Source organism: Sphingomonas echinoides ATCC 14820, assembly GCF_000241465.1.
Classification (GTDB): Bacteria; Pseudomonadota; Alphaproteobacteria; order Sphingomonadales; family Sphingomonadaceae; genus Sphingomonas; species Sphingomonas echinoides.
In genome coordinates this window covers 1,429,075-1,451,641 of sequence record NZ_JH584235.1, presented here as the reverse complement: position 1 = coordinate 1,451,641, position 22,567 = coordinate 1,429,075, and the positions used below count along the sequence as shown (strand labels likewise).

Sequence of the window (22,567 nt, the reverse complement as noted above, 5' to 3'; positions counted from 1 at the left end):
CGCTCGTGAAATTTCCCCATTTCTTCATAGATCGACCGATCTTCGCGGCGGTGCTGTCGATCCTGATCGTCGTGTTCGGCGTGGTCGTGTATCCGTCGCTGCCGGTCGCGCAATATCCCCAGATCGCGCCCCCAACCGTGGTGGTGAGCGCGACCTTCCCCGGCGCGAATGCGGAGACGCTTGCCGAAACCGTCGCCGCGCCGCTCGAGGAATCGATCAACGGTGTCGAGAACATGATCTACATGTCCTCCTCGGCCACCGGGGACGGGTCGCTGGCGATCACGGTGACGTTCAAGCAAGGCACCAATGTCGATCAGGCGCAGGTGCTGGTGCAGAACCGCGTTTCCACAGCGGAACCGCGCCTGCCCAACGAAGTCCGCCAGATCGGTGTGACGGTGCGCAAGAATTCGCCCGACATCCTGTTGGTGGTCGCGCTGACATCACCCGACGGGTCGTTGAACGAATCCTACGTGTCGAATTATGCGACCACGCAAATCATCGACCGGATTTCGCGTATTCCCGGCGTTGGTGGCGTGCGCAGCTTCGGCGGGCGCGATTACAATATGCGGCTGTGGATCGATCCCGATCGCGCCGCTGCGCGCAATCTGACGGTCGATGAAATCGTCGCGGCGGTCAGCGCTCAGAACGTGCAGGTTGCGGCCGGTGCAGTGGGCGCACCGCCGTTCAACCAGGGTGGCACCGCCTTCCAGCTTGGCATCCAGGCGACGGGGCGACTGACCACGCCCGATCAGTTCGGCGAAATCATCATCAAGCGCGACACGCAGGGGCGGCTGACGCGGCTGCGCGATGTCGCGCGGATCGAGCTGGGCGCGCAGGACTACACGATCAACGCCGCGCTTAACGGCAAGCACATGACCGCGCTCGGCATCACGCAATTGCCCGGATCGAATGCGCTGAGCACGGCCGAAGCGGTGAAGGCCGAGGTCGCCCGTGCCGCGAAGAGCTTCCCGCCCGGCCTGAGCTATTCGATCCCGTATAATCCCACGGAATATATCCAGGCGTCGATCGAGGCGGTCGAACATACGCTGGTCGAGGCGCTGGTGCTGGTGGCGTTGGTGGTTTTGCTGTTCCTGCAAAGCTGGCGCGCGGCGATCATCCCGATCGTCGCGATCCCGGTGTCGCTGATCGGCAGCCTGGCCGTGCTGGGCGGTTTCGGGTTCAGCCTCAACAACCTGTCGCTGTTCGGGATGGTGCTGGCGATCGGCATCGTGGTCGATGACGCGATCGTGGTGGTCGAGAATATCGAACGCTTGATGGAGGAGGAGGGGCTGTCGCCCCGCGAAGCGGCGCATAAGACGATGGATGAGGTGTCGGGCGCGTTGATCGCGATCGCGCTGGTGCTGTGCGGCGTGTTCATTCCGACCAGCTTCATTCCCGGCATTTCCGGCCAATTCTATCAGCAGTTCGCCCTGACGATCGTGTCGGCGACGGCAATCTCGGCGTTCGTGTCGTTGACCTTGTCGCCAGCGCTGGCGGCGATGGTGCTCAAGCCCAAGCATGATGGGGAACCGAAGCCTGGGTGGCGTGGGCTGGGCACCCGCTTTGCGCGCGGCTTCAACCGAGGCTTTGACTGGCTCGGTCGCACCTTCGGCAAGTTCACCGCGCGCGCGGTTCGCAGCCTCGCGATCATCGGAATTGCCTATATCATCCTGATCGGCCTTGCCGGGTGGCGCTTCACCGCAACTGCGACCGGGTTCATCCCGGCGCAGGATCAGGGCTATCTGATCGTCGCGGCGCAATTGCCTCCGGGCTCTTCGCTGCAAAGAACGACCGAATTGATTCAGCGTGCGAGCGAAATCGCGCACAAGAATCCGGCGACGCGCGACACCGTTGCCTTTTCCGGCCTCGACGGGGCGACGTTCTCGACCGCCTCGAATGGCGGCGCGATGTTTATCACGCTCAAGCCCCGCGCCGATCGCGCCGATGCAAACGTCATCGCCAACCAGATGCGGCAAGCCTTCGCCCCGCTTTCGGGCGGGTTGCTGCTGGTGATTCCGCCGCCCCCAGTGGCCGGCATCGGCACCGGTGGCGGTTGGAAGATGCTGATCGAGGATCGCTCCAACCTCGGCTATAAGGCGCTGGAAGGGGCCGCCTTTGGCATGATGATGAAGGCCAATCAGACGCCGGGCATTACCTCTGCCTTCACCACCTTCAACACCCGCACGCCGCGTCTGTTCGCCGATATCGACCGGGAGCGCGCCGAGCAGATGGGCGTGCCGGTGTCGAACGTCTTTTCGACGCTTGGGACGTATCTCGGCTCTGCCTATATCAACGACTTCAACTATCTTGGCCGCACTTACCGCGTGACCGCGCAGGCGGATGCACCGTATCGCGACCAAGTGTCTGACGTCGGGCATTTGCGGACGCGATCGGCGGCGGGCAATATGGTGCCGCTGGATGCGGTGATGACACTACGCAACGATAGCGGGCCGTACCGCGTCGTGCGCTACAATCTCTATCCGGCGGCCGAGCTGCAGGGCGATACCGTGCCCGGCTATTCCTCCGGGCAAAGCCTGCTGACCATGGCGCGGTTGGCCGACCAGATCCTGCCCAAGGGCATGAGCTATGAATGGACCGAAATCGCCTTCCAGCAAACGCAGGCGGGCAATACCGGCTCGCTGGTGTTCGGCTTGGCGGTGCTGTTTGTGTTCCTGCTGCTCGCGGCCAATTATGAGAGCCTGGTGCTGCCTTTCGCCGTGATCCTGATCGTGCCGATGTGCTTGCTCGCGGCGATTGTCGGGGTGAACATCATGGGGATGGACAACAACATCCTGACGCAGATCGGTCTGGTCGTGCTGATTGGTCTGGCGGCAAAGAACGCCATTCTGATCGTCGAGTTTGCCCGCGCCAACGAAGACCAGGGGATGGAATTGCATGCAGCGGCCGAACACGCCGCCGAGCAGCGCCTCCGCCCGATCGTGATGACCTCGATCGCGTTCATCCTCGGCGTATTGCCGCTGGTGATCAGCTCGGGGCCTGGGTCGGAAATGCGCAAGGCTTTGGGCGTGGCGGTGTTCTTCGGGATGATCGGCGTGACGACCTTTGGCCTGCTGTTCACCCCGAGCTTCTACGTTATCAGCCGCAAGGGTGGGGACTGGATTGCCAGCAAGCTCCGTCGCAAGCCGCGCGCGGTGGCGACGGTCGACCATATCGAGGGTAATCCGGCATGACCCGCATGGTGCGTATCCTCGGCCTGACGCTGCCGGCGCTGGCCTTGTCGGCCTGCGTCGTCGGCCCCCATTACAGCCCTCCCACCACGCCTGTACCGGCCAAGGGCGGCGGCTTTGTGGAAACAAGCCACAGCGCCGCGATTGCGGCAACGCCACTGCCCGACCATTGGTGGCGGCTCTATGATGATCCGGCGGTCGACCGGCTGGTCACCGAGGCGCTGGCGCACAATACCGACATCCGCGTGGCTGCCGCCAATCTTGAGCGCGCGCGCGCGGTCTTGTCCGAACAGACGGGCGCGCGGCTACCGACGACCAGCCCGAGCGCGCAATATAGCCGCCAACAGGCCAATAGCGCGAGCGCGGCGGCCTTTGGCGGCGCTGCCGCCGCGCCGCAGACCTTTCGCTTCGACAGCTTCAAGCTGGGTTTCGATGCGTCCTATGAGGTCGACCTCTTTGGCGGTGTGACGCGCGCGATCGAAGCGGCGCGCGGCGATGCGCAGGCGGCGCAGGCGCAGCTAGACGCCGCGCGCGTGTCGGTCGCCGCCGAAACCGCACGGGCCTATGCCAGCGCGTGCAGCAATGCTGCGCAACGCGCGGTCGCGATCGAGACGGTGGCGTTGCAACAGCGCACGCTGGGGCTGACCAACACGCTGTTCACCGCAGGGCGCGGCACCCGGCGCGATGTGGAACGCGCCGATGTTCTGCTCGCGCAGACGCAGGCGAGCATTCCGGGATTTGAGGCCGAACGGCGCGCGTCGCTTTATGCGCTCGCGGTGTTGACCGGTCTGCCGCCCGAGCAAATCGATGCCGCTGCCGATGCGTGCAAGGCTCCCCCGACGATGCATACCGTGGTGCCGGTCGGCGACGGTGCGGCGTTGATTGCGCGGCGCCCCGATGTGCGCGCGGCCGAGCGTACGCTCGCGGCGGATACGGCGCGGGTCGGGGTTGCGGTGGCCGATCTCTATCCCAAAATCTCGTTGCTCGGCAGCATTGGCCTCAACGCCACGCGCGGCAGCCAGTTGTTCAAGAGCAGCGCGGCCAATTATTCGTTCGGGCCGCTCATTTCGTGGAGCTTCCCCAACCAGACCGTCGCGCGCGCACGCATCCGAGAGGCGCGCGCTGGGGCCGATGCCAGTCTTGCGACATTCGATGGCAAGGTGCTCGGCGCGCTGAGCGAAGTGGAGCAAGCGCTCGCGCGCTATGCCGGGGCGCTGGAGCGCAACGCCGCGCTGCGCCGCGCCGAAGCGGCAAGCACGTCGGCGGCCAAGCTGTCGCAAGTCCGGTTTACCTATGGAGCAGACAGTTTTCTGCTGCTGATCGAGGCCGAGCGGGACCGTGCCGATGCGCGCGCCGCTTTGGCGCAATCGGATGCGGCGGTGGCCGATGCACAGATCAGCCTGTTCAAGGCGCTGGGCGGTGGCTGGGAGGACGCGCCCGCGCCGACGCGGCGCGAGGCCCCAGCCCCATAATGCACACCATTCGCAGCGCCTTGTTCATGCCGGCGTCGAACGCCCGCGCGATCGAAAAGGCGCGGGGCCTGGCATGCGATGCGGTGATCCTCGATCTGGAGGATGCCGTCGCGCCCGAGGCCAAGGCGAGCGCCCGCGCCCAGGCGTTGCAAGCGGCGGCGGACGGTGGGTTTGGCGGGCGGACGCTGGCGCTGCGAGTCAACGCGCTCGACAGCGAATGGGGCATCGCCGATTGCGAGGCGGCGCGGGACGCGGGCTTTGACGCGATCGTCCTGCCCAAGGTTTCCAATCCAGATGACCTGTCGGCGGCGCGCGCATTACTGGGGGATGTTCCGCTGTGGGCGATGATCGAGACGTGCGCGGCGATGCTCGCTTTGCCGACGATCGCCGCGACGCGCGGGTTGGAGTGCCTGATAGCGGGCACCAATGATCTGGCGAAGGACATGCGCTGCACGCCCGGCGCGGACCGCTTGCCACTGCTGCCGCACCTCACCGCGATCGTCACGGCGGCGCGCGCGCATGGGCTGATTGCGCTGGACGGGGTGTCGAACGTGCTGGCCGAGACGCCCGAACTGGCGGCGGAATGCGCGCAGGGTGCCGCCTTCGGTTTCGACGGCAAGACGCTGATCCACCCGGCGCAAATCGCGCTCGCCAACCGCGCCTTTGCGCCGTCCGCCGAGCGCGTCGCGTGGGCGAAAGCGGTGATCGCAGCCTTTGCGCAGCCCGAAAACGCCGACAAAGGCGCGATCCGCGTCAACGGCGCAATGGTCGAACGGCTGCACCTGAGCGAAGCCGAGCGGATCGTAACGCTCGCGCGCTGAGCGGCCCCGGCGTAGCCGCCTTTTTCCCTTCTTCGTGGCTTTGTGCCTTTGTGTGAAAAAATGCTCGCACGAAGACACAAAGCCACGAAGATCGAAGCGTTATTTGCCCAGCACGCGCCCTGCCACGGCATCGAGCATTGCCAGCACCGCAGGATCCCGCGACGCGGGGGCGGTGATCAGCGCGTGGTCGAGCACGGTGTCGAGCGGGGAGGGAGCGCGCTCGCTCGGCAAGGCGGCGACCAGCTGCGCCAGCGCCTTGCGCGCGATTTCGCCGTTCGCGCCCATTTGCTTGATGACTTCGGCCACCTCGACAAAGGCTGCTTCCTCACGCCAGCAATCATAGTCGGTGACCATGCCGATCAGCGCATACGGCATCTCCGCCTCGCGGGCGAGCTTGGCCTCGGGCATCGCGGTCATGCCGATCACGTCGGCGCCCCATTGGCGGTAGAGCAGGCTTTCCGCGCGGCTGGAGAATTGCGGGCCTTCCATCGCCAGATAGGTCGCACCCTTGGTCACCGCGCCGCCCGCTGCCGCAACCGCCTCGGCCGCATAACCCGACAGGCGCGGGCAGACCGGCTCGGCCATCGACACATGCGCGACCATGCCGGTGCCGAAGAAGCTCGATGTGCGCGCGACGGTGCGATCGATGAATTGGTCCACCACCACGAAATGCCCCGGCGGCAGTTCCTCGCGCAGCGAGCCGATCGACGAAATGGCGATGATGTCGGTGCAGCCGCTACGCTTCAGCGCATCGATATTGGCGCGGAAGTTGAGCTCGGACGGGCTGATGCGGTGCCCGCGGCCATGGCGCGGCAGGAAGACGAGGTCGACATCGCCGATCGACCCGAACAGCAATTCGTCCGACGGCTGCCCCCATGGCGTATCGACGCGGTGCCAGCGCGGATTGTGCAAGGCATCGATCGCGTACAGGCCCGATCCGCCGATCACGCCCAGTTTCCACTTTCCGCTCATGCGGCATTCCCTTCCTGTGATTCCAACCGTGTGAGCCACGCCTGCGCCTGTTTGGGTTCCCCGACGGCGTGTGCGGGCACGGGGCCGCGCGATGCAACAAAATCCGCATGGAGTGCAAAGGGCGGCATCGACAATTGTTCGCGCACGTGATCGGCAGCCTCGCCCAATTCGGTCAACTCCAGCACAACGGGGGCAAATTTGGCAGCGTGCGCGCGGTCCTTGTTATGGCCGAACAAGCCCCATTGGCCCGCCGCCGTGCGCCGCAGCGCGGCGACGAGCAGCGCGCGATACTCGGTTTCGATTTCAGCGCGACGGTCGTCGAGCCGGGCGAGGCGGTCTGCTTTTGCCATGGCTCAGACGACCGTCATGTCGCTTTGATAATGATGCCAGGCGAAGATCGCGGCGGCCCCGCGATGCGGACGCCACGCCTCGGCCAGGTCGCGCACCAGCTTCTCGCCCGGGCGTGCCTCGTGGCCGAGAATGCGGCCGATCTCGATCTGCACCGCCAGATCGCCCGCTGGCCAGATGTCGGTGCGGCCCTCGGCGAACAGCAGATAGATTTCGGCCGACCAGCGCCCGATGCCGTTGACCGCGACCAGCTTGGCGATCGCCTCTTCGTCATCGGCGGGCAGATGGTGCAGATCGAGTTCGCCGCTCGCCACCAGGGCGGCGAGACTGCGCGCATAGCCGGCTTTCTGGCGCGACAGGCCCGCCTCGCGCAGCGTCTCGTCGGTCGCGCTGGTGATATTGGCCGGGTCGTCGAGCGACCCGACCAAGCCTTCCAGCTTGTTCCACACACTTTGCGCGGCCTTGGTGCTGACCTGTTGCCCGATGATCGTGCGCAGCAGCGTGGCATAGCCGCGCTCGCGCAGACGCGGTTCGGGATAGCCGACCCGGGCGAGTGCTGCCGCAAAGGCGGGTTCGCGTTCCGCCAGCGCGTCAAGCGCGGTTTTCAACTGATCGGCGCTGAGGCCCATGCGGTGATACCTTGATCGGGGCCGCATCTGGCGGCATGGCGGTGGAGACAGTCGCTATCGCAAAGGATCGTTCATGCCCAAGCTTATCGTCGTGACCCGCGAAGGGGAAGAACGGGAAATCGAAGGCGATGCCGGTCTTTCGGTGATGGAAGTGATCCGCGACGCCGGGATCGATGAAATTCTGGCGCTGTGCGGCGGCTGCTGTTCGTGCGCGACCTGCCACGTTCATGTCGACCCGGAATTTGCGGCCAAACTGCCCAAGATGAGCGAAGACGAGAACGATCTGCTCGATTCCTCGGCCGACCGCGACGCGACCTCGCGCCTGTCGTGCCAGATCGAACTGACCGATGCGCTGGACGGGCTGAAGGTCCGCATCGCCGCCGAGGATTGAGGCGACAAGCGGGCGGCGCTGCCGCCGCCCGCGCCGCTATTTGAAGCGCAACACCGCCGTCGGCGCATCCTTGGTGGTTGGCGTCGCCTTCCACGTCACGGTCTTGCGCGTCCCCGTCGTCACCGCGCCATCTTCCTGGTTCTGGCTGACGATCTCGGCATCGGTGTCGAGCGTAAAGGTGCCGTCGAGCTGGCTCGTCGGGCCCTTATCGGTCATGCCGCCTGCCAGCCCCTTGCTGGCATCGCTTTGATTGGCATAGCCCGGTGCCTTGATCCGCACCGTATTGTTCGTCCGCACTTCCAGCGCGATGAATGGGAACAGCACTTCGGCGTCGAGATTGTACGGCCACAGAAAACCGCGATCGAGCGTGCCGGAAATGGCATAGTCGATGCTGAACTTGCCATCGCCGAGATAGGTCACCTTGCGATAGCCAATTTCCTTGGCGAGCGTCGCGGCGATCGCGCGGTTCTTGGCGTCGGTTGCGGCTTTGCCGTCGGGCTCGGCGGGCTTGGTGTCCTTCGGGACGGGTTTGCGCTTGGCGATTTTCTGGAGCGTGGGTTCTTCATCGTCGCTGGCGGCGGGGTCGGTATCCTTGGCATCGCCGTCGCCGCCATCCTTCATGCCCTTGGCAAACTCGCCGCCCAGATCGACCGCGATCACCTCCCCGACATAGGTGAAGGTGAAGTGGCGGTCGGCGTCGATCCGTAAGGTCGACACGAAGGTGCCGGGGGTCAGCACGCAGCTTGCCAGCGCGAACGGCAACAGCAGCACGCCGAGCAGCTTTGGTGTCAGCCGCCGCGCAAGACGTGCCACCATGTCGAACCTCCCGTTCAGCGTGATGCCACCGCGTACAGCGCGATGGCCGCTGCGTTCGACACGTTCAGGCTCTCGACCTTATGCGAGATCGGCAAACGCGCAAGCTCGTCGCAATGCGATGCCGTGTTCTGCCGCATCCCTTCGCCCTCTGCTCCCAGCACCAGCGCGACGCGCTGCGTGCCCATCGCCTGGGTCAAGGTCTGCGTGGCCTCGCCGGTCAGCCCGACGCGCCAGAAACCGGCTTCGGCGATCTCCTCGAGCGCACGCGCGAGGTTGACGACGCGCACCCACGGCACGATTTCGAGCGCACCCGAGGCTGCCCGCGCGATCGTGCCCGATTCGGGCGGCGCGTGCCGATCGGGCGTGACGATGCCAAGCGCATCGAAGGCGGCGGCCGAGCGCATGATCGCGCCGACATTGTGCGGATCGGTCACCTGGTCGAGCACCAGCAACGGACGCTGATCGCCTTCGCCCTGCTGCAGCAAATCGCCAAGCCAGATATCTTCCAGCGGATCGACTTCGGCGACCAGCCCCTGATGCGGGGCGTCGCCCGGCACCAGCCGCGCGAGATCGGTGACATCGGCATAGACGATCGGGATCACCGGCGGGATGTCGAGGCTGGCGGCGGCCTCGCGCGTCACCCAGAGCTTGCGCACCACGCGTTCGGGGTTGGCGAGCGCTGCGGTGACGGCATGGCGTCCCCAGAAGCGCGGGCGACCGGCGGGGGCCTGTGACGGGCGATGTCCACGGCGCGCCATCAGTTGGTCTCCACGATCGAAAGGCGGGTCAGCACAGGGGTAGGGAAAAGCGATACGGACACGGGTTTATTCATCCTCGTCGGAATAAGCGAAAGGCTCGGTCACCGCCGGTTTGGTCGGCAAAGGCGGGCGGGGCAGGGCCTTTTCGGCATTGGCGGCATTGACCAGGAACGACGCAAGAATGGTCGCGGCCTGGCGCATATCATTGCCCTTCAAATGGTCGAAGGTGTCGATGCTGGAATGGTGGACGCGGCTGTCATAGTCGAGCGGATCCTGGATGAACTGGAAGCCGGGCGCGCCGACCGCCTGCATGAAGACATGGTCGGTGCCGCCCGTGGTGCGAATCACCACGTCCTTCGCCCCCATCGGCCCGAACGGCGCGAGCCATTCGCGGAAGATCGGCACCACCGCCGGATTGTTCTCGGCATAGATACCGCGCACCTTGCCCGAACCATTGTCGAGGTTGAAATAGGCGGCGAGATCGCCCCAGCCGGGCTTGGGCGTGATCGGCCAGCGGTTCGACCAGCCCATGTACAGCGCAAGCCCGGTCTGCTTCGGGTCGCTCGGGTTTCCGCGCGTGGCGAGGTGGCTTTCTACATAGGATAGCGAGCCGAGCAGCCCCTGCTCCTCGCCCGCCCACAAGGCGAAGCGAATCGTGCGCTTGGGGCGGATGCCGGTCTTGGCGATGATCCGCGCGGCTTCCATCACCATCGCGGAGCCAGCGCCATTGTCGGCCGCGCCATCTCCCGCAACCCACGAATCGAGATGCCCGCCCGCCATCACATAGCCGACCTTGGGGTCCGTTCCGGGGATTTCGGCGATGATGTTGTAGGCGCGCGTGTCGCTATCGTCGAAGCGCACGTCGCTGTTGATCTCGACCGTCGGCGCGGGGCCGATCTTGGCGAGGCGGGCAAGGCGGCGATAATCCTCGGCGGCGATCTGTACGGCGGGCAGCGCGGGCGTATCACCGACGCCGAAGGTATAACCCTCGCCGCTGACCAGTTTGCCGTCGCGATAGGCCATGGTCGCCATCGCGACCGCGCCCTCGCTCTTGAGGAAGGCATCGAGCTTCTTGGCGAAATCGAGCCGCTTCAGGCGGCGGTCGGCGGCTTCGGGATTATAGGTGGGCTGCTGATATTGATCGAGCTTGCCCAGTTCCTCGCCGGTATAGCGCTGGAAGGGAGCCTCGCCCGGTTCGGAGCCAGTGTTGGGCAGCGTGACCATGACGATCTTGCCCGACAGCTTCCCGCGCCATTTGTCGAAATCGCGCACGCGCGCAATCGGCGCGACGATCACGGGTGCCGAAATCGGCCCGTTGGTGGCGGGCGTCCAGGCGATGGGGATCGCGGTGAGCTGGATCGGGCGCGGGGTCAGCATCTTCACGCTGGAGGCGACGATGTACCAGCCACGACCGAAATCGAAGCCTTCCTTATGGACGTTCTTCAGCCCCCATTCGGTGAACTTCGCCTGAGTCCAGGCCTCCGCCGTGCGCATTGCGGGCGAATTGGTCATGCGCGGGCCGATCACGTCGGCGAGATGTTCGGCGGTCAGCATCACTTCGCTATGGGCGATGCCCTCGTCGATGATTCGCGTGGTTTGCGTGCGATCGACCGACTGGCCAAGCGCAGGCGCGGTCGCGAGCGCCGCGCAGGTGGCGAGAAGCAAGACACGACGCATGATGAGACCCCCAACGAAAAATAGCTGTATCCGCGTGGGTATGCGCGGCGCGGCGCGGGCGCAAGGTCGGTCTTGGCACCGATGTCGTGACCTTAGCCGTTGACAGGGGCGCATGTCGTCGGCATTGGCACGCCTCGCTTTTTTGAAGCGACCATCCTTTCCCAAAGGATGCGCGCCTGGGGACAGGTGGCCGAGTGGTTAAAGGCAGCAGACTGTAAATCTGCCCGTGCAAGCGTACGCTGGTTCGAATCCAGCCCTGTCCACCAACCTTCTTGTCAGAAGGAAGCAAGCGATGAACCCGGTTTACACCGCGCTCGGCACCACCATTTTCGAAGCGATGTCGGCGCGCGCGCGGGCGACGGGGGCGATCAACCTTGGCCAGGGCTTTCCCGACGGGCGCGGCCCCGAGGACGTGCTCGCCGAAGCGGCGCGCGCGCTGATCGAGGAGTCGAATCAATATCCGCCGATGGCGGGCACGCCTGCGCTGCGCCAGGCGGTGGCCGACCATTACCGCGTGCATCAGGGCCTCGATCTCGATGCGAGCGAGGTGATCGTCACCTCGGGCGCGACCGAGGCGCTGGCGGCGGCGATCTTCGCGTTGGTTTCGCCCGGTGACGAAGTGGTGATGTTCCAGCCGCTCTACGACGCCTATCTGCCGCTGGTGCAGCGCGCCGGGGGCGTGGCGAAGCTGGTGCGGCTCGAACCGCCCGAGTGGCGCATCACTGCCGATGCGCTGGCGGCGGTGGCGAGCGATCGCACGCGGCTGGTGCTGCTCAACTCACCGCTCAACCCCACGGGAACGATGATCGGGCCGGACGAGCTGGCGCTGCTTGCCGATTTCTGCGTTGCGCACGATGCGATCGCGATTTGCGACGAGGTGTGGGAGCATGTCGTGTTCGATGGCCGCCAGCACCGCTCGCTAATGGCGCAGCCGGGGATGCGCGATCGCACGGTCAAGATCGGCTCGGCCGGCAAGATCTTTTCGCTGACCGGGTGGAAGGTCGGCTGGCTGTGCGCGGCACCTGCGATTTCCTCCGTGCTGGCCAAGGCGCACCAGTTCCTGACCTTCACCACGCCCCCCAATTTGCAGGCGGCGGCGGCCTTTGGGCTGGGCAAGGACATCGCTTATTTCGAAGAGATGCGCGCGGGCTATCAGCGCTCGCGTGATCGCCTGGCGGCGGGGTTGACGGGGCTCGGCTATACGGTGCTGCCGAGTGCGGCGACCTATTTCCTCAATATCGACCTGGCAGCCTCCGGCGTCGATATGGACGACGTCGCGTTCGCGCGCTGGCTGCTGGAGGAGGCGGGCGTCGCGACGATTCCCGTGTCCGCTTTCTATGCCGAGAACGCCGTTCGCAGCGTCGTGCGGCTGTGCTTCGCCAAGCAGGATGCGACGCTGGATGCGGCGCTGGAGCGGATGACGCGACGGCCGTGAAGCGCGCGCGTCAAATCGTGTCCAGCAGCCCGCGCTCGGTCAGATAGCCGGTCACCAGCCGCGCTGGCGTCACGTCGAAGGCGGGGTTGGCGGCGTTCGAGGCGGTCACGCGAATGCGCCCGCCTTCGCCGGCGACATGGGTCACCTCGTCGGCCGAACGCTCCTCGATCGGGATGTCGGCGCCGGTCGCGGTGCTCGCATCGAAGGTGGTGTAGGGCAAAGCGACATAAAAGGGCACGCCAGTGTCCTTGGCGGCAAGCGCCTTCAGATAGGTGCCGATCTTGTTGCAGACATCGCCATTGGCGGTGACGCGGTCGGTGCCGACGATCACGGCGTCGACCTGGCCGGTCATCATCAAATGGCCACCGGCATTGTCGGCGATGACGGTGTGGGGCACGCCATGCCCGGCCAGTTCGAAGGCGGTGAGCAACGCGCCCTGGTTGCGCGGGCGCGTCTCGTCGACCCAGACATGGACCGGGATCCCCGCATCATGCGCGAGATAGATCGGCGCGGTGGCGGTGCCGTAATCGACCGTTGCCAGCCACCCGGCATTGCAATGCGTCAGGATGTTGAGCGGACGATCGGGGCTTTTCGCATGGAGCGCGCGAAACAGCTCAAGGCCATGCGCGCCGATCGCTTGATTGAGCGCCACGTCTTCATCGCAAATCGCATCGGCGCGCGCGAAGGCAGCTTGCGCGCGCTCGGCGGCGGGGAGGGGGCGGACGGCCTCCACGATCGTGTCGAGCGCCCATTTCAAATTGACCGCGGTCGGACGCGATTCGAGCAACAGCGCATAAGCCGCATCAAGCGCCGCGTCCGATCCGTCCTCGGCCAGCGCCATCGCCAGACCATAAGCGGCGGTCGCGCCGATCAGCGGCGCGCCGCGCGTCCACATTTCGCGGATCGCCTGTTCGGCCGCGCGGGCAGAGCGGAGTTCGACCCATTTCACCCTCCAGGGGAGTTCGCGCTGGTCGAGGATGCACGCGCCTGCGCCATCGGCGGTGCGGGTGATCGAGCGCTGATGAATGCCTTCCAGGATCACGATCTCACGCCTCTATCGGTGAATTGGCAAGGTCATTGAAGCTTGCGATATCGCCCGCGCCCCCGGCGCGGTCGATCAAGCGCGCCGCCATCCCCGCGCCGTGCGCGGCGGCGATTTCCTCGGGTGTGTCGGACAGGAACAGCACATCGGCGGGCGCGATCCCGATCGCTTCGGCAATCTTGGCATAGGAGGCCGCCTCGCGCTTCGGCCCGGTTGTCGTGTCGAAATAGCCCGAGAAGAGCGGGGTCAAATCCCCGGCGTCACTATGCCCGAACAGCAATTTCTGCGCAGGGACCGAGCCCGAGGAAAAGACGTACAGTGCGATTCCCGCCGCGTGCCAGCGCTGCAACCCGGCCACCGCATCGGGGTAGATGTGCCCGCGAAAGGCACCGCTGGCATAGCCATCGGCCCAGATCATCCCTTGCAGCGCCTTGAGCGGAGTCGCCTTGCGGTCCTCGTCGATCCAGCGCAGCAGCGTGGCTACGGGGTCGCCCGGCTCGGTCACGGCGACTTCGGCAAGGATCGGTGCGGTTTCCGCCGGATGCGCGGCGACATAGTCGGCCAGGTGCGCGCGGGCATAGGGAAACAGCACCTCGGCGACGAAGGCGATGCTCGACGTGGTGCCCTCGATATCGGTGAGGATCGCCTTCACGCGGTTGCGGGCTCCAGGCGTGGGAAGCGATCGGCGATATCGCTGCCGGTAAACTGCGCGATCCACCCGTCGGGATTGAGGAACAGACGGATCGCGGTAAAGCGCGGTGCCGCCCCCATGTCGAACCAGTGGCGCATTCCGGCTGGCACCGAGATCAAATCGCCTGCGCCGCACAGCATGGCGAACACGCGCGAATCGTGGTGGAGCGTGAACAGCCCTTCGCCGTCGAGGAAGAAGCGGACTTCATCCTCGGCATGGGTGTGTTCGGACAGAAATTTTTCGCGCAGCGTGGCGCGATCGGGATGGTCGGGCGTGATCCGCGCGACATCGATCGACTGATAGCCGCCCTCTGCGGTCAGCCGCGCCACTTCGTCGGCATAGACGGTTAGCGGGTCGCTGTCCGCCGTGACTGGCTTAAGCGGCCAGCGTTCGAACCGGACCCCAGCCTCACCCAGCGCAGTCGCGATTTCAGCAGCGTCTGCGGTGTCGAGCAGCGGCGTCGCAGCATCCTCCTCGGCAAAGACCTGCAAACGGCTCATCGAAAGCTCCTTTCGGCCAGTTCGGCGGCGATCATCCATTCGACGGCTTCGATCACGCGCTCGGCCTCGGCCATGTCCTGGCCCCAGCCATACAAACCGTGGCTGCGGATGAGATAGGCCGGGATGGCACCTGGCACCAGCAGGTGCGGGGTGATCGCCGCGTCGAGTTCGGCCATGTCCTGGCTGTTGGGCACAATCGGCAGCACCACCGACGTCTCATGCGTCGCGATACCGGGCAGGGCTTTGAGCATTTCGTGGCCGGTGAAGGTGTAGCCCGCGCCCGGCGTCGCGCGGCTTAGGCCAACGGCTGTGGCGGAATGGCTGTGCAGCACTGCGCCGCACGCGGGAAACAGGCGGTAGAGCGCCAGATGCAACGCGGTTTCGGCCGAGGGTTTCTTGCCATCGAGCGACACACCCTCGGCATTGACGCGCATCACGTCATCGCGCGTCAACCGCCCCTTGTGGCGACCGGATACGGTGACGGCGATGCTGCCATCATCAAGCCGCGCCGAATAATTGCCGGATGTGGCGGGTGCCCAGCCCTTGCCATCGAGCCACCGCCCGACCGCGACGATCGCGTCCTGCGCTTGCGAAAAGGAAAGCGTGCTCATGCGCTTACCGGGATGCGGGCTGGAGCGGGTAACGGGAATCGAACCCGTGTATTCAGCTTGGAAGGCTGCTGTACTACCATTGTACTATACCCGCTCGCCGGCTGCGCGCGCTCGTGCGGCGATGCGCCCGGTTAGCGTGGCCGACGCGCCGACGCAAGATGCGGGTGCGCGAGGCGTCGCGCGCCTTCATCCATCGCTAACCATTTTCGCGCTACCAAGCGATCGATGTTTCATGACACCGCCCTCGCGCGCGCTGCCAAGGCAGCCGATCCCCGCCCGGCCTCCGCGGTCAGCACTGGCTGTGGCCTAGCGGGTCTCGGCGGTCTGTTCATATGGGTGGCGATCGCACGCTATTTTGGCATGGACGGGCCGTATGCCGCGCTGGTCAACATCGCGGCGTGCGCGCTACCGATGGTGCTGTGGGCGGTGCTGGTCGACAAGGTTCACCGGCGGGCCTCGACCGGGATCGACTGGAGCGCCGCGAAGCCGTGGCGCGAAACGCTCGATGTATCGTTGACCAAATTGGCGGGGCTGTGGGCGACCTGGGCCGGCATCGCCCTGATCTATGGCACCGGGCGCTTCTATTGGAGCAACCAATGGGGCGGCTTTCCCTTTGCGATGCAATGCTTCGGCGTTGCTGCACCGCTGCTCTTCGTCTGTTCGATCCCCTATGTGCTGTGGATCGATCGGCGGCTGGTCGCGCCCAAGGATGGCGCATGGGCGCTGGGCGCGTGGCTGATGGGGCTCGACGAGCCGATCGACCACGAAGCGCTATATAACCATTTGCGCAGTTGGGGCGTGAAGGCGTTCTTCCTGGCGTTCATGCTGGCGGTGGTGCCGCCGGGCTTTGCCGGGTTCATCCATGGCAATGTCGCGGAGGTGCTGCACAACCCGGTCGCGCTGGCCAATTGGCTGATCGGCTTCATGTTCGTGATTGACTGCGCCTTTGCCACCGCCGGGTACATCCTCACCTTTCGGCCGCTCGATTCGCACATTCGCAGCGCCAACCCGTTTGCCGCGGCGTGGATGGCGGCGTTGATCTGTTACCCGCCTTTCACGCTGATGGCCGAAAACGGGCCGCTCGATTATCATCCTGGCACCTATGGCTCGGATGGCTGGTCGGTCTGGTTTGCCGGGCATCCGGTGCTGCTGGCCGCGATCGGCGCGGTGCTGGTCGGTCTAACCGCAATCTACGCCTGGGCGACGGTTGCCTTTGGGTTCCGGTTTTCCAACCTGACGCATCGCGGCATTTTGACGCACGGGCCGTATGCCTTTTCGCGCCACCCGGCCTATCTGTCGAAGAACCTGTTCTGGTGGATTTCAACCGTGCCGGTGCTGACGACGGGGTCGTGGCTGGATGCGGTGCGCGCCACGATCCTGATGGGGGTGGTCAGCGGCGTTTATTACTGGCGCGCCAAGACCGAGGAGCGGCATCTCGGCCTGGACCCGGCCTATCGCGACTATTCGGAATGGATGGCGCGCAACGGGCTGGTGCCGCGCTTCTTTGGGTGGGTCGCGGGCAAGCGCGCGGTGCGGGCCTAGCCGCGCGGTGTCGGGGCATCCGAAGATGCCCCGAGGGTCCGCTCTCCGCAGATTGTCAGCGCGAAGACAGCTGCACCGGGCGCGCGGCGGCGCGGGCAAGCACGCGGTCGGCAATCTGATGCGACCAGATCGCGTCGCCCGTCGGCGTCTCCAGCATTTCATTGTCAAGCGCGCGGGCGCGACGGAAGGCGGTCAGTGCCTCGGCCGTGCGCCCGCTTCGCAAATACGCAGCGGCCAGTTCGATATGGCGTCCGCCATCATCCGGGTTGAGCCGAACCCGCGTTTCCAGCGTCGTAATGGCGTCCGCATTCTGCGCGGCCGCACTGGCTGACGGCGTTGCTGCCATGGGGTTCGCCACTGCCGGTGCCGACAGCGGCGCCAGGACAAGCAAGCTCAAAGCGATCATTTTGGTCATGGGGTTCATCCTCTCACCGAGTCATTCGGTTACAGAATGATGACACTTATGAGGCAGTTTTGTGAAGTGGTATTTTTGGATGAGAAAAAGGCACGAGTTTTCCCGCCGGAAAACCGGGCTAAGGCATTCAAAAATGATAAAAATTCCGGGGCGTCAGCTCGCCCGCAAAATGTCCTTGCCGGTCGTCGGATCAGCGAGCGTGACATTTTCGGCCGCCTGGACGCGCCAATCGCCATCGCGGCGCGTAGCGATCGCGAGGATCAGCGTGTCGGCAACATGGGGGCCGGCGGGATGCGCGGCACCCGCGGTGAGCCGAGTCCAGAAATGCAGAATTGCCGCGTCCTCGCCGACCCAGTCGATATCGGCCGGATCAACCCGTAACACCGAGTCGCTGTAGATCGTCTCATGGATGAAGCGATGCCCGGCGACGATTTGGTCGATCCCGCGCCAATACATGGCGAAACGGTTCACAAAGGTGGCATCCGGATGGAAGAGCGCGCCAAACGCGACCATGTCATGCGCGTTCCAGGCGGCTTCAAAGTGCTCGGTAATCCGTTCCGGATGATCGACCATGTTCATTTCCCCCAGTGGTTGAATGGTTGGAACCACAGAGGATCATACCACTTCGATATGACGTTCTGGCAGAAAGAATTATCGTTGCTTACGGCCATTGCGTGACGTGCCACGACCGGGGATCGGCCCTCTTTATGCGGTCGTCGGCTGGATGGTCGCATCGCGCGATTGGGACAGTTCAGCCAGTGCCGCGCGCACTTCCTCAATATGTCCGGCAAACGCCTCGGCAGGATCGATTTCGCCCGAATTGGCTTCGATCTGCGTCCGTGACAGCCGCAGCGCTGGGCGCGTAGCGATCGGCCGTAACCCGATCCCTTCGCACACCTCCTGCAATTGCGCGGCCGCCTTGCCGCCGCCATGCCCGCCATAGGACACGATCATCACCGGCTTGTCGGCCCATTCGCGATAGAGGTGGTCGATCGCGTTTTTCAGCGCGGCCGGATAACCCCAATTGTATTGCGGTGTGACGAAGACAAACGCCGCCGCGCTGGCGATCTTCCGGCTCCATTCGAGGGTTAATGCTGAGGCGTAGCTGGCGCGCTGCGGCATTTCCGCCTCATCATCCATCGGCAACGGCCAGTCGCGCAGATCGACGACTTCGTAGGCGTCATCGCTTTGCGCGCGGCCCAGCGTCGCGACCCATTGCGCAATGTGCGGGGAGATCCGGCGCGGTCTTACACTGCCGGCGATGACGAGCGTGGGAGATGTGTGTATCATGCAGCCTTTATGCCACTTTGGGGGCTTGGGGTAAAGAGTGTATAATACAGGTAGTATCGATACCGTCGCTCGCGCGCTCGTTGATCTGCTGGGCTTTTTCAGCAGCCCGCAGCGCGTGGACCTGTTGCTGAAAGAGGCAGATGTGGTGCTCGACCGCGCGCTGGTGCCGCTGCTGGTGGCGATCGCCACGCGCGGCACGCTGAGCGTGGCGGCGCTGGCCGATCAGGTCGGGCGGGACTCGACGACGGTCAGCCGCCAGCTTGCCAAGCTCGCGCAACTGGGCCTGGTCGCGAAAGGTGCTGGAGAAAGCGACCGGCGAATCCGGATGGTCACGCTCTCGCCTACGGGCGAGGGTCTGGCGCGCTCGGTTGCGGCCGCGCGGCGGCGCTTGCTGGCGCGCGCGGTTGCCGCCTGGAGTGAGGATGACTTGGCCGACCTTGGCCGCTTGAACGCGAAGTTTGTGGAGTCCCTCGCCCACGCCGCGCAGGCGGGGAGCGAAGCAGAGCTCGGCTAGAACCGCAGCTCGTCATACACTTTCGACACGTCGCCATTCCAGACGCCGTGATATTTCTCCAGCAGCAGTTCGGCGGGCACCTTGCCGCTGCGGACGATCTCGCGCAGCGGATCGAGGAAGCCGGTTTCGTTGCTGCCGCTCGAATCGGTGCGGCCCCGTGCGATGAGGCCCGCGCTGGCGATGTCGATCACTTCGCCCGCAATCGCGCGCAAGGTGCGCCCGCCCGCGATTGGCGCGTCGAGGCCGAGCTTGGGCACCGCATCGCGCAGCGCCTGGCGTTCCTCGATCGTCCAGTGCTTGACCACATCCCACGCCGCATCGAGCGCGCCCTGGTCATAAAGCAGGCCGACCCACAAAGCAGGGAGCGCGCAGATCCGCCCCCATGGCCCGCCATCGGCCCCGCGCATTTCGAGAAAGGTCTTCAGCCGCACCTCGGGGAAGGCGGTGGAGAGGTGGTCGTTCCAATCGTCGAGCGTCGGCTTTTCGCCGGGCAGCACCGACAATTCGCCCTTCAGGAAATCGCGGAAGGACAGGCCTGCGGCGTCGATATATTTGCCGTCGCGATAGACGAAGTACATCGGCACATCGAGCGCGTATTCGGTGTAGCGATCATAACCAAAGCCATCCTCGAACACGAACGGCAACATGCCGGTGCGCGCGGGATCGGTGTCGGACCAGATATGGCTGCGGTACGACAGCATGCCGTTGGGCTTGCCCTCGGTGAAGGGCGAATTGGCGAACAGGGCGGTCGCCAGCGGTTGCAGCGCGAGGCCGACGCGGAACTTCTGCACCATATCGGCTTCGGAACTGTAATCGAGATTCACCTGGATCGTGCAGGTGCGCAGCATCATGTCGAGGCCCATGCTGCCGACGCGCGGCATGTGGCGCAGCATGATCGCATAGCGGCCCTTGGGCATGATCGGCAGCTCGGCGCGGGTCTTGTCGGGCCACATGCCGAGGCCGAGGAAACCGATGCCGAATTTGTCGCCGATCGTCTTGATCTGCTGCAGATGCCGGCCGGTCTCGGCGCAGGTCTGGTGCAAATTTTCGAGCGGCGCGCCCGACAGCTCGAACTGTCCGGCGGGTTCGAGGCTGATCGACCCGTCGACACCGTTGAGCGCGATGACGTTGTCGCCCTCCAGCACCGGTTCCCAGCCGAATTCGGTGAGCGCATCGAGCAGATCGCGAATGCCGCCCTTTTCGGTGTAGCTTGGCGCATGATGATCGCTGTCGGCATAGACGAACTTTTCATGTTCGGTGCCGATCCGCCAGCGCTCGGCGGGCTTTTCGCCGCGCGCGAAACTCGCGACGAGCTGGTCGCGCGACTCGATGATGGGGGATGTTTTCTTGCTGTCGGGGCGCGTCGTCATGATCGCGCCTTAGCGCCGCCCGAAGCCGCCCGCCAGCGCGTTTCGTTTAGCTACCGATGCGCCTCACCAATCGCCGCGCGCGGCCATCCACAGCGCGACTGCTGCCGCTGCCGCCGTGTCGGCTCGCAGAATGCGCGGGCCCAGGCCGATGGCGACGGCACTTGGCACGGCACGGATCGCGGCTCGCTCGTCGTCATCGAAGCCGCCTTCAGGACCGATCAGGATCGCCGCCGCACCGCTTGCCGCGCGCATGGCCGCCAAAGCCGGAGTCCCGCCGGTTTCGTCGGCGAAGAACAGCGCGCGATCCGCTGGCCAGTCGCGTAGCAGGGCGGACAGCTTTACGGGCTCGGCCAGCGCGGGCACCGCCGTGCGCCCGCATTGTTCGGCCGCCTCGATCATGTGCGCGCGCAGCCGCTCGCCATTGAGCCGGTCGACGATCGTGCGGCGCGTCAGCACGGGCACGAGCCGCGCAACGCCAAGCTCGCACGCTTTCTCGGCGACCCAGTCGATCCGGCCTTTCTTGATCGGGGCGGCGCACAGCCACAGATCGGGCACCGTCTCGGCCTCACGCAGCTTTTGGGTGACGTCGAGCACGAGGTCGCGCTTGCCGACGCTGGCGGCGACGCCGAGCCACTCGCCGGACGCGCCGTCGAACAGCTTGACCGGATCGCCCGTCTTCATCCGCATTACGCTAACCAGATAATGCGCTTGCGGGCCATCGACGCGCAGCGGGCCAAGGCCGAACGGGGTCTCGACGAATAGACGCGGGGTCGATTGCGGGGGCCAGGCGGGGGTGGCGGGCATCGCTGCGCCTTAGAGCAGGGGCGTGCGGTGTGGCAAATCGGCGGCGTTCACTTGCGTCCCTGCCACAGCGCCCGCAGCACGACGGCGAGCAGCCCCAGCCCGACCACCGCTAGCAGCGCCCATCCCGCCATCACGCCGACGCCGCGGGCCACCGCCCACAGCAACGCCTCGAAGAACCGTCCAATCGCGACGGAGAGATGAATCACGCTGCCCGCCCTTTGGAAAACCGCGCCCTTATTCGGGTCTTGGCACCGCTATCGACGCAGAGCGTGGCGAAGTCGAGGCGATGCGCGCCGGGGCTGTTGCGCGGCCGCTGGCTGGTGCATGGAGCGCCTATGACCGCTGCCGATCTTACCCCCGATACCGAACATCGTGGCCTTGTTGGACTTTTGCCCGCTGCGGTGCGCCCGTTTGCGCTGCTGGCGCGATTCGATCGACCGATCGGCTGGTGGCTGTTATTCTGGCCGGGGGCGTGGGGTGTCGCGCTGGCGGGCGGGGCGGTGTCGCGCTGGGATTTGATCCTGTGGCTGTTGCTCGGCAGCATCGCCATGCGCGGCGCGGGCTGCGTGTATAACGACATTGTCGACCGCGATCTCGACCGGAAAGTGGCGCGCACCGCTGCCCGACCTTTGGCGAGCGGTGCGGTGTCGCTGAAGGCGGCGTGGGCGTGGCTGCTGGTGCTGTGTCTGCTTGGCCTGCTCGTGCTGCTGCACCTGCATCTCTATGCCGCCGTGGTTGCGGTGCTCAGCCTGGCGCCGGTCGCGGCCTATCCGTTCATGAAGCGGATCACCTGGTGGCCGCAAATCTGGCTCGGCCTTGTCTTTTCCTGGGCGGCGCTGGTCGGGTGGAGCGATGTGATGGGCGCGCTGACCGCGCCCGGCCTGCTGCTCTATGCCGGGTCGATTTGCTGGGTGGTCGGCTATGACACGATCTATGCGTTGCAGGACCGTGAGGATGATGCGCTGATCGGGGTGCGCTCCTCGGCGCTGCGCATGGGCGCGCGGGTGCGGCTGGGGGTCGGGTTGTTCTATCTGGCGGCGCTGGTGCTGTGGGCGGGGGCGATCTGGGTGTTGCGGCCCGATTGGCTGGCGCTGGCCGCATTGCTACCGGTGGCGGGGCATTTCCTGTGGCAAGTTGCGACCTTGTCGCCCGATGATGGCGCAGGCGCGCTGCACCGCTTCCGCTCCAACCGCTTTGCCGGGCTGCTGATGTTTCTCGCCTGTGTGGTGGTGGGCACGCCCTGGCCATATTGAACGCCGGTATTGCACAGCGGCGCGGGCG

The 22,567-nt window shown here is 65.5% G+C and carries 24 protein-coding genes and 2 tRNA genes; 9 read left to right on the top strand and 17 right to left on the bottom strand.

Annotated features, from left to right (window positions below; genetic code table 11):
• Positions 1-5 precede the first annotated feature (5 nt).
• Genes ON00_RS06900 through ON00_RS06890 form a run of 3 tightly spaced genes read left to right on the top strand, consistent with a single transcriptional unit; the run spans position 6 to position 5,481 of the window.
• On the top strand, positions 6-3,191 hold the full coding sequence (locus tag ON00_RS06900) for an efflux RND transporter permease subunit (protein ID WP_010404339.1): 3,186 nt from the start codon (positions 6-8) through the stop codon (positions 3,189-3,191).
• Between the two features lie 5 nt (positions 3,192-3,196).
• Positions 3,197-4,660, top strand: coding sequence for an efflux transporter outer membrane subunit (locus ON00_RS06895; protein WP_083834157.1), 1,464 nt, complete (start codon positions 3,197-3,199; stop codon positions 4,658-4,660).
• Entirely contained in the window at positions 4,660-5,481 is an 822-nt protein-coding gene (locus ON00_RS06890) for an HpcH/HpaI aldolase/citrate lyase family protein (RefSeq protein WP_010404334.1), read from the top strand. The genes ON00_RS06895 and ON00_RS06890 overlap by 1 nt, the downstream gene beginning before the upstream one ends.
• Before the next feature lie 99 nt (positions 5,482-5,580).
• On the opposite strand, the gene ON00_RS06885 is transcribed toward ON00_RS06890, so the two are convergent.
• Genes ON00_RS06885 through ON00_RS06875 form a run of 3 tightly spaced genes read right to left on the bottom strand, consistent with a single transcriptional unit; the run spans position 5,581 to position 7,430 of the window.
• Positions 5,581-6,453 carry an S-methyl-5'-thioadenosine phosphorylase gene (locus ON00_RS06885; protein WP_010404331.1) on the bottom strand — a complete coding sequence of 291 codons (873 nt, stop codon included), beginning with the start codon at positions 6,451-6,453 and terminating at the stop codon, positions 5,581-5,583.
• Complete coding sequence (locus ON00_RS06880) at positions 6,450-6,803, bottom strand: hypothetical protein (RefSeq protein WP_010404329.1); 354 nt, start codon at positions 6,801-6,803, stop codon at positions 6,450-6,452. Before ON00_RS06880 ends, ON00_RS06885 begins: the two co-directional genes overlap by 4 nt.
• 3 nt (positions 6,804-6,806) lie before the next feature.
• Positions 6,807-7,430 (bottom strand): DNA-3-methyladenine glycosylase family protein, encoded by a 624-nt coding sequence (locus ON00_RS06875; protein ID WP_010404328.1) that lies wholly within the window; start codon positions 7,428-7,430, stop codon positions 6,807-6,809.
• 73 nt (positions 7,431-7,503) lie between these two features.
• Between ON00_RS06875 and ON00_RS06870 the strand changes: the two genes are divergently transcribed.
• Positions 7,504-7,821, top strand: coding sequence for a 2Fe-2S iron-sulfur cluster-binding protein (locus ON00_RS06870; protein ID WP_010404326.1), 318 nt, complete (start codon positions 7,504-7,506; stop codon positions 7,819-7,821).
• A 36-nt stretch (positions 7,822-7,857) separates the two neighbouring features.
• On the opposite strand, the gene ON00_RS06865 is transcribed toward ON00_RS06870, so the two are convergent.
• The 3 genes from ON00_RS06865 to ON00_RS06855 form a co-directional block, all read right to left on the bottom strand.
• Positions 7,858-8,637: a hypothetical protein gene (locus ON00_RS06865; protein ID WP_010404324.1), complete on the bottom strand. Its 780-nt coding sequence runs from the start codon at positions 8,635-8,637 to the stop codon at positions 7,858-7,860.
• Between the two features lie 14 nt (positions 8,638-8,651).
• A complete protein-coding gene (rlmB, locus tag ON00_RS06860; RefSeq protein ID WP_010404323.1) occupies positions 8,652-9,395 on the bottom strand; it encodes a 23S rRNA (guanosine(2251)-2'-O)-methyltransferase RlmB in 744 nt (247 codons plus the stop codon).
• Positions 9,396-9,461: 66 nt separating this feature from the next.
• A complete protein-coding gene (locus ON00_RS06855; protein ID WP_010404322.1) occupies positions 9,462-11,072 on the bottom strand; it encodes a M20/M25/M40 family metallo-hydrolase in 1,611 nt (536 codons plus the stop codon).
• Positions 11,073-11,252: 180 nt separating this feature from the next.
• Between ON00_RS06855 and ON00_RS06850 the strand changes: the two genes are divergently transcribed.
• A tRNA-Tyr gene (locus tag ON00_RS06850) sits at positions 11,253-11,338 on the top strand.
• Positions 11,339-11,364: 26 nt separating this feature from the next.
• Positions 11,365-12,507, top strand: a complete 1,143-nt coding sequence (locus ON00_RS06845) for an aminotransferase (RefSeq protein WP_010404319.1) — start codon at positions 11,365-11,367, stop codon at positions 12,505-12,507.
• A 10-nt stretch (positions 12,508-12,517) separates the two neighbouring features.
• Here the strand turns inward: ON00_RS06845 and mtnA are convergent, their stop codons facing one another.
• The 5 genes from mtnA to ON00_RS06820 all read right to left on the bottom strand — a co-directional run bounded on the left by mtnA (position 12,518) and on the right by ON00_RS06820 (position 15,445).
• On the bottom strand, positions 12,518-13,549 hold the full coding sequence (gene mtnA, locus ON00_RS06840; protein ID WP_010404317.1) for an S-methyl-5-thioribose-1-phosphate isomerase: 1,032 nt from the start codon (positions 13,547-13,549) through the stop codon (positions 12,518-12,520).
• A 4-nt stretch (positions 13,550-13,553) separates the two neighbouring features.
• Positions 13,554-14,201 carry an acireductone synthase gene (mtnC, locus tag ON00_RS06835; protein ID WP_010404316.1) on the bottom strand — a complete coding sequence of 216 codons (648 nt, stop codon included), beginning with the start codon at positions 14,199-14,201 and terminating at the stop codon, positions 13,554-13,556.
• On the bottom strand, positions 14,198-14,740 hold the full coding sequence (locus tag ON00_RS06830) for a 1,2-dihydroxy-3-keto-5-methylthiopentene dioxygenase (RefSeq protein ID WP_010404314.1): 543 nt from the start codon (positions 14,738-14,740) through the stop codon (positions 14,198-14,200). Before ON00_RS06830 ends, mtnC begins: the two co-directional genes overlap by 4 nt.
• On the bottom strand, positions 14,737-15,351 hold the full coding sequence (locus tag ON00_RS06825) for a methylthioribulose 1-phosphate dehydratase (protein ID WP_010404311.1): 615 nt from the start codon (positions 15,349-15,351) through the stop codon (positions 14,737-14,739). Before ON00_RS06825 ends, ON00_RS06830 begins: the two co-directional genes overlap by 4 nt.
• A gap of 20 nt (positions 15,352-15,371) precedes the next feature.
• Positions 15,372-15,445, bottom strand: a tRNA-Gly gene (locus ON00_RS06820).
• A 131-nt stretch (positions 15,446-15,576) separates the two neighbouring features.
• Here ON00_RS06820 and ON00_RS06815 point away from each other — a divergent pair.
• The gene (locus ON00_RS06815) at positions 15,577-16,893 is read left to right on the top strand and encodes a methyltransferase family protein (protein ID WP_010404308.1); all 1,317 of its coding nucleotides are present in this window, start codon (positions 15,577-15,579) and stop codon (positions 16,891-16,893) included.
• 55 nt (positions 16,894-16,948) lie between these two features.
• On the opposite strand, the gene ON00_RS06810 is transcribed toward ON00_RS06815, so the two are convergent.
• The 3 genes from ON00_RS06810 to ON00_RS06800 form a co-directional block, all read right to left on the bottom strand.
• On the bottom strand, positions 16,949-17,308 hold the full coding sequence (locus ON00_RS06810; RefSeq protein ID WP_010404306.1) for a BTAD domain-containing putative transcriptional regulator: 360 nt from the start codon (positions 17,306-17,308) through the stop codon (positions 16,949-16,951).
• A gap of 153 nt (positions 17,309-17,461) precedes the next feature.
• Positions 17,462-17,881, bottom strand: coding sequence for an SgcJ/EcaC family oxidoreductase (locus tag ON00_RS06805; protein ID WP_010404304.1), 420 nt, complete (start codon positions 17,879-17,881; stop codon positions 17,462-17,464).
• Between the two features lie 132 nt (positions 17,882-18,013).
• The gene (locus tag ON00_RS06800) at positions 18,014-18,598 is read right to left on the bottom strand and encodes an NADPH-dependent FMN reductase (RefSeq protein ID WP_010404301.1); all 585 of its coding nucleotides are present in this window, start codon (positions 18,596-18,598) and stop codon (positions 18,014-18,016) included.
• A gap of 37 nt (positions 18,599-18,635) precedes the next feature.
• Here ON00_RS06800 and ON00_RS06795 point away from each other — a divergent pair, with 37 nt between their 5' ends.
• Positions 18,636-19,112: a MarR family winged helix-turn-helix transcriptional regulator gene (locus tag ON00_RS06795; RefSeq protein ID WP_010404299.1), complete on the top strand. Its 477-nt coding sequence runs from the start codon at positions 18,636-18,638 to the stop codon at positions 19,110-19,112.
• On the opposite strand, the gene ON00_RS06790 is transcribed toward ON00_RS06795, so the two are convergent.
• From ON00_RS06790 to ON00_RS20870, 3 genes are all read right to left on the bottom strand, one after another.
• Complete coding sequence (locus ON00_RS06790) at positions 19,109-20,482, bottom strand: glutamate--cysteine ligase (RefSeq protein ID WP_010404296.1); 1,374 nt, start codon at positions 20,480-20,482, stop codon at positions 19,109-19,111. The two genes, ON00_RS06795 and ON00_RS06790, sit on opposite strands and share 4 nt — an antisense overlap.
• A gap of 63 nt (positions 20,483-20,545) precedes the next feature.
• Entirely contained in the window at positions 20,546-21,286 is a 741-nt protein-coding gene (locus ON00_RS06785; RefSeq protein ID WP_010404294.1) for a 16S rRNA (uracil(1498)-N(3))-methyltransferase, read from the bottom strand.
• A gap of 47 nt (positions 21,287-21,333) precedes the next feature.
• Positions 21,334-21,492, bottom strand: a complete 159-nt coding sequence (locus ON00_RS20870) for a hypothetical protein (RefSeq protein ID WP_029622495.1) — start codon at positions 21,490-21,492, stop codon at positions 21,334-21,336.
• A gap of 129 nt (positions 21,493-21,621) precedes the next feature.
• On the opposite strand from ON00_RS20870, the gene ubiA reads away from it, so the two are divergent.
• Complete coding sequence (ubiA, locus tag ON00_RS06775) at positions 21,622-22,539, top strand: 4-hydroxybenzoate octaprenyltransferase (RefSeq protein WP_010404293.1); 918 nt, start codon at positions 21,622-21,624, stop codon at positions 22,537-22,539.
• The last annotated feature ends 28 nt before the right edge of the window (positions 22,540-22,567 follow it).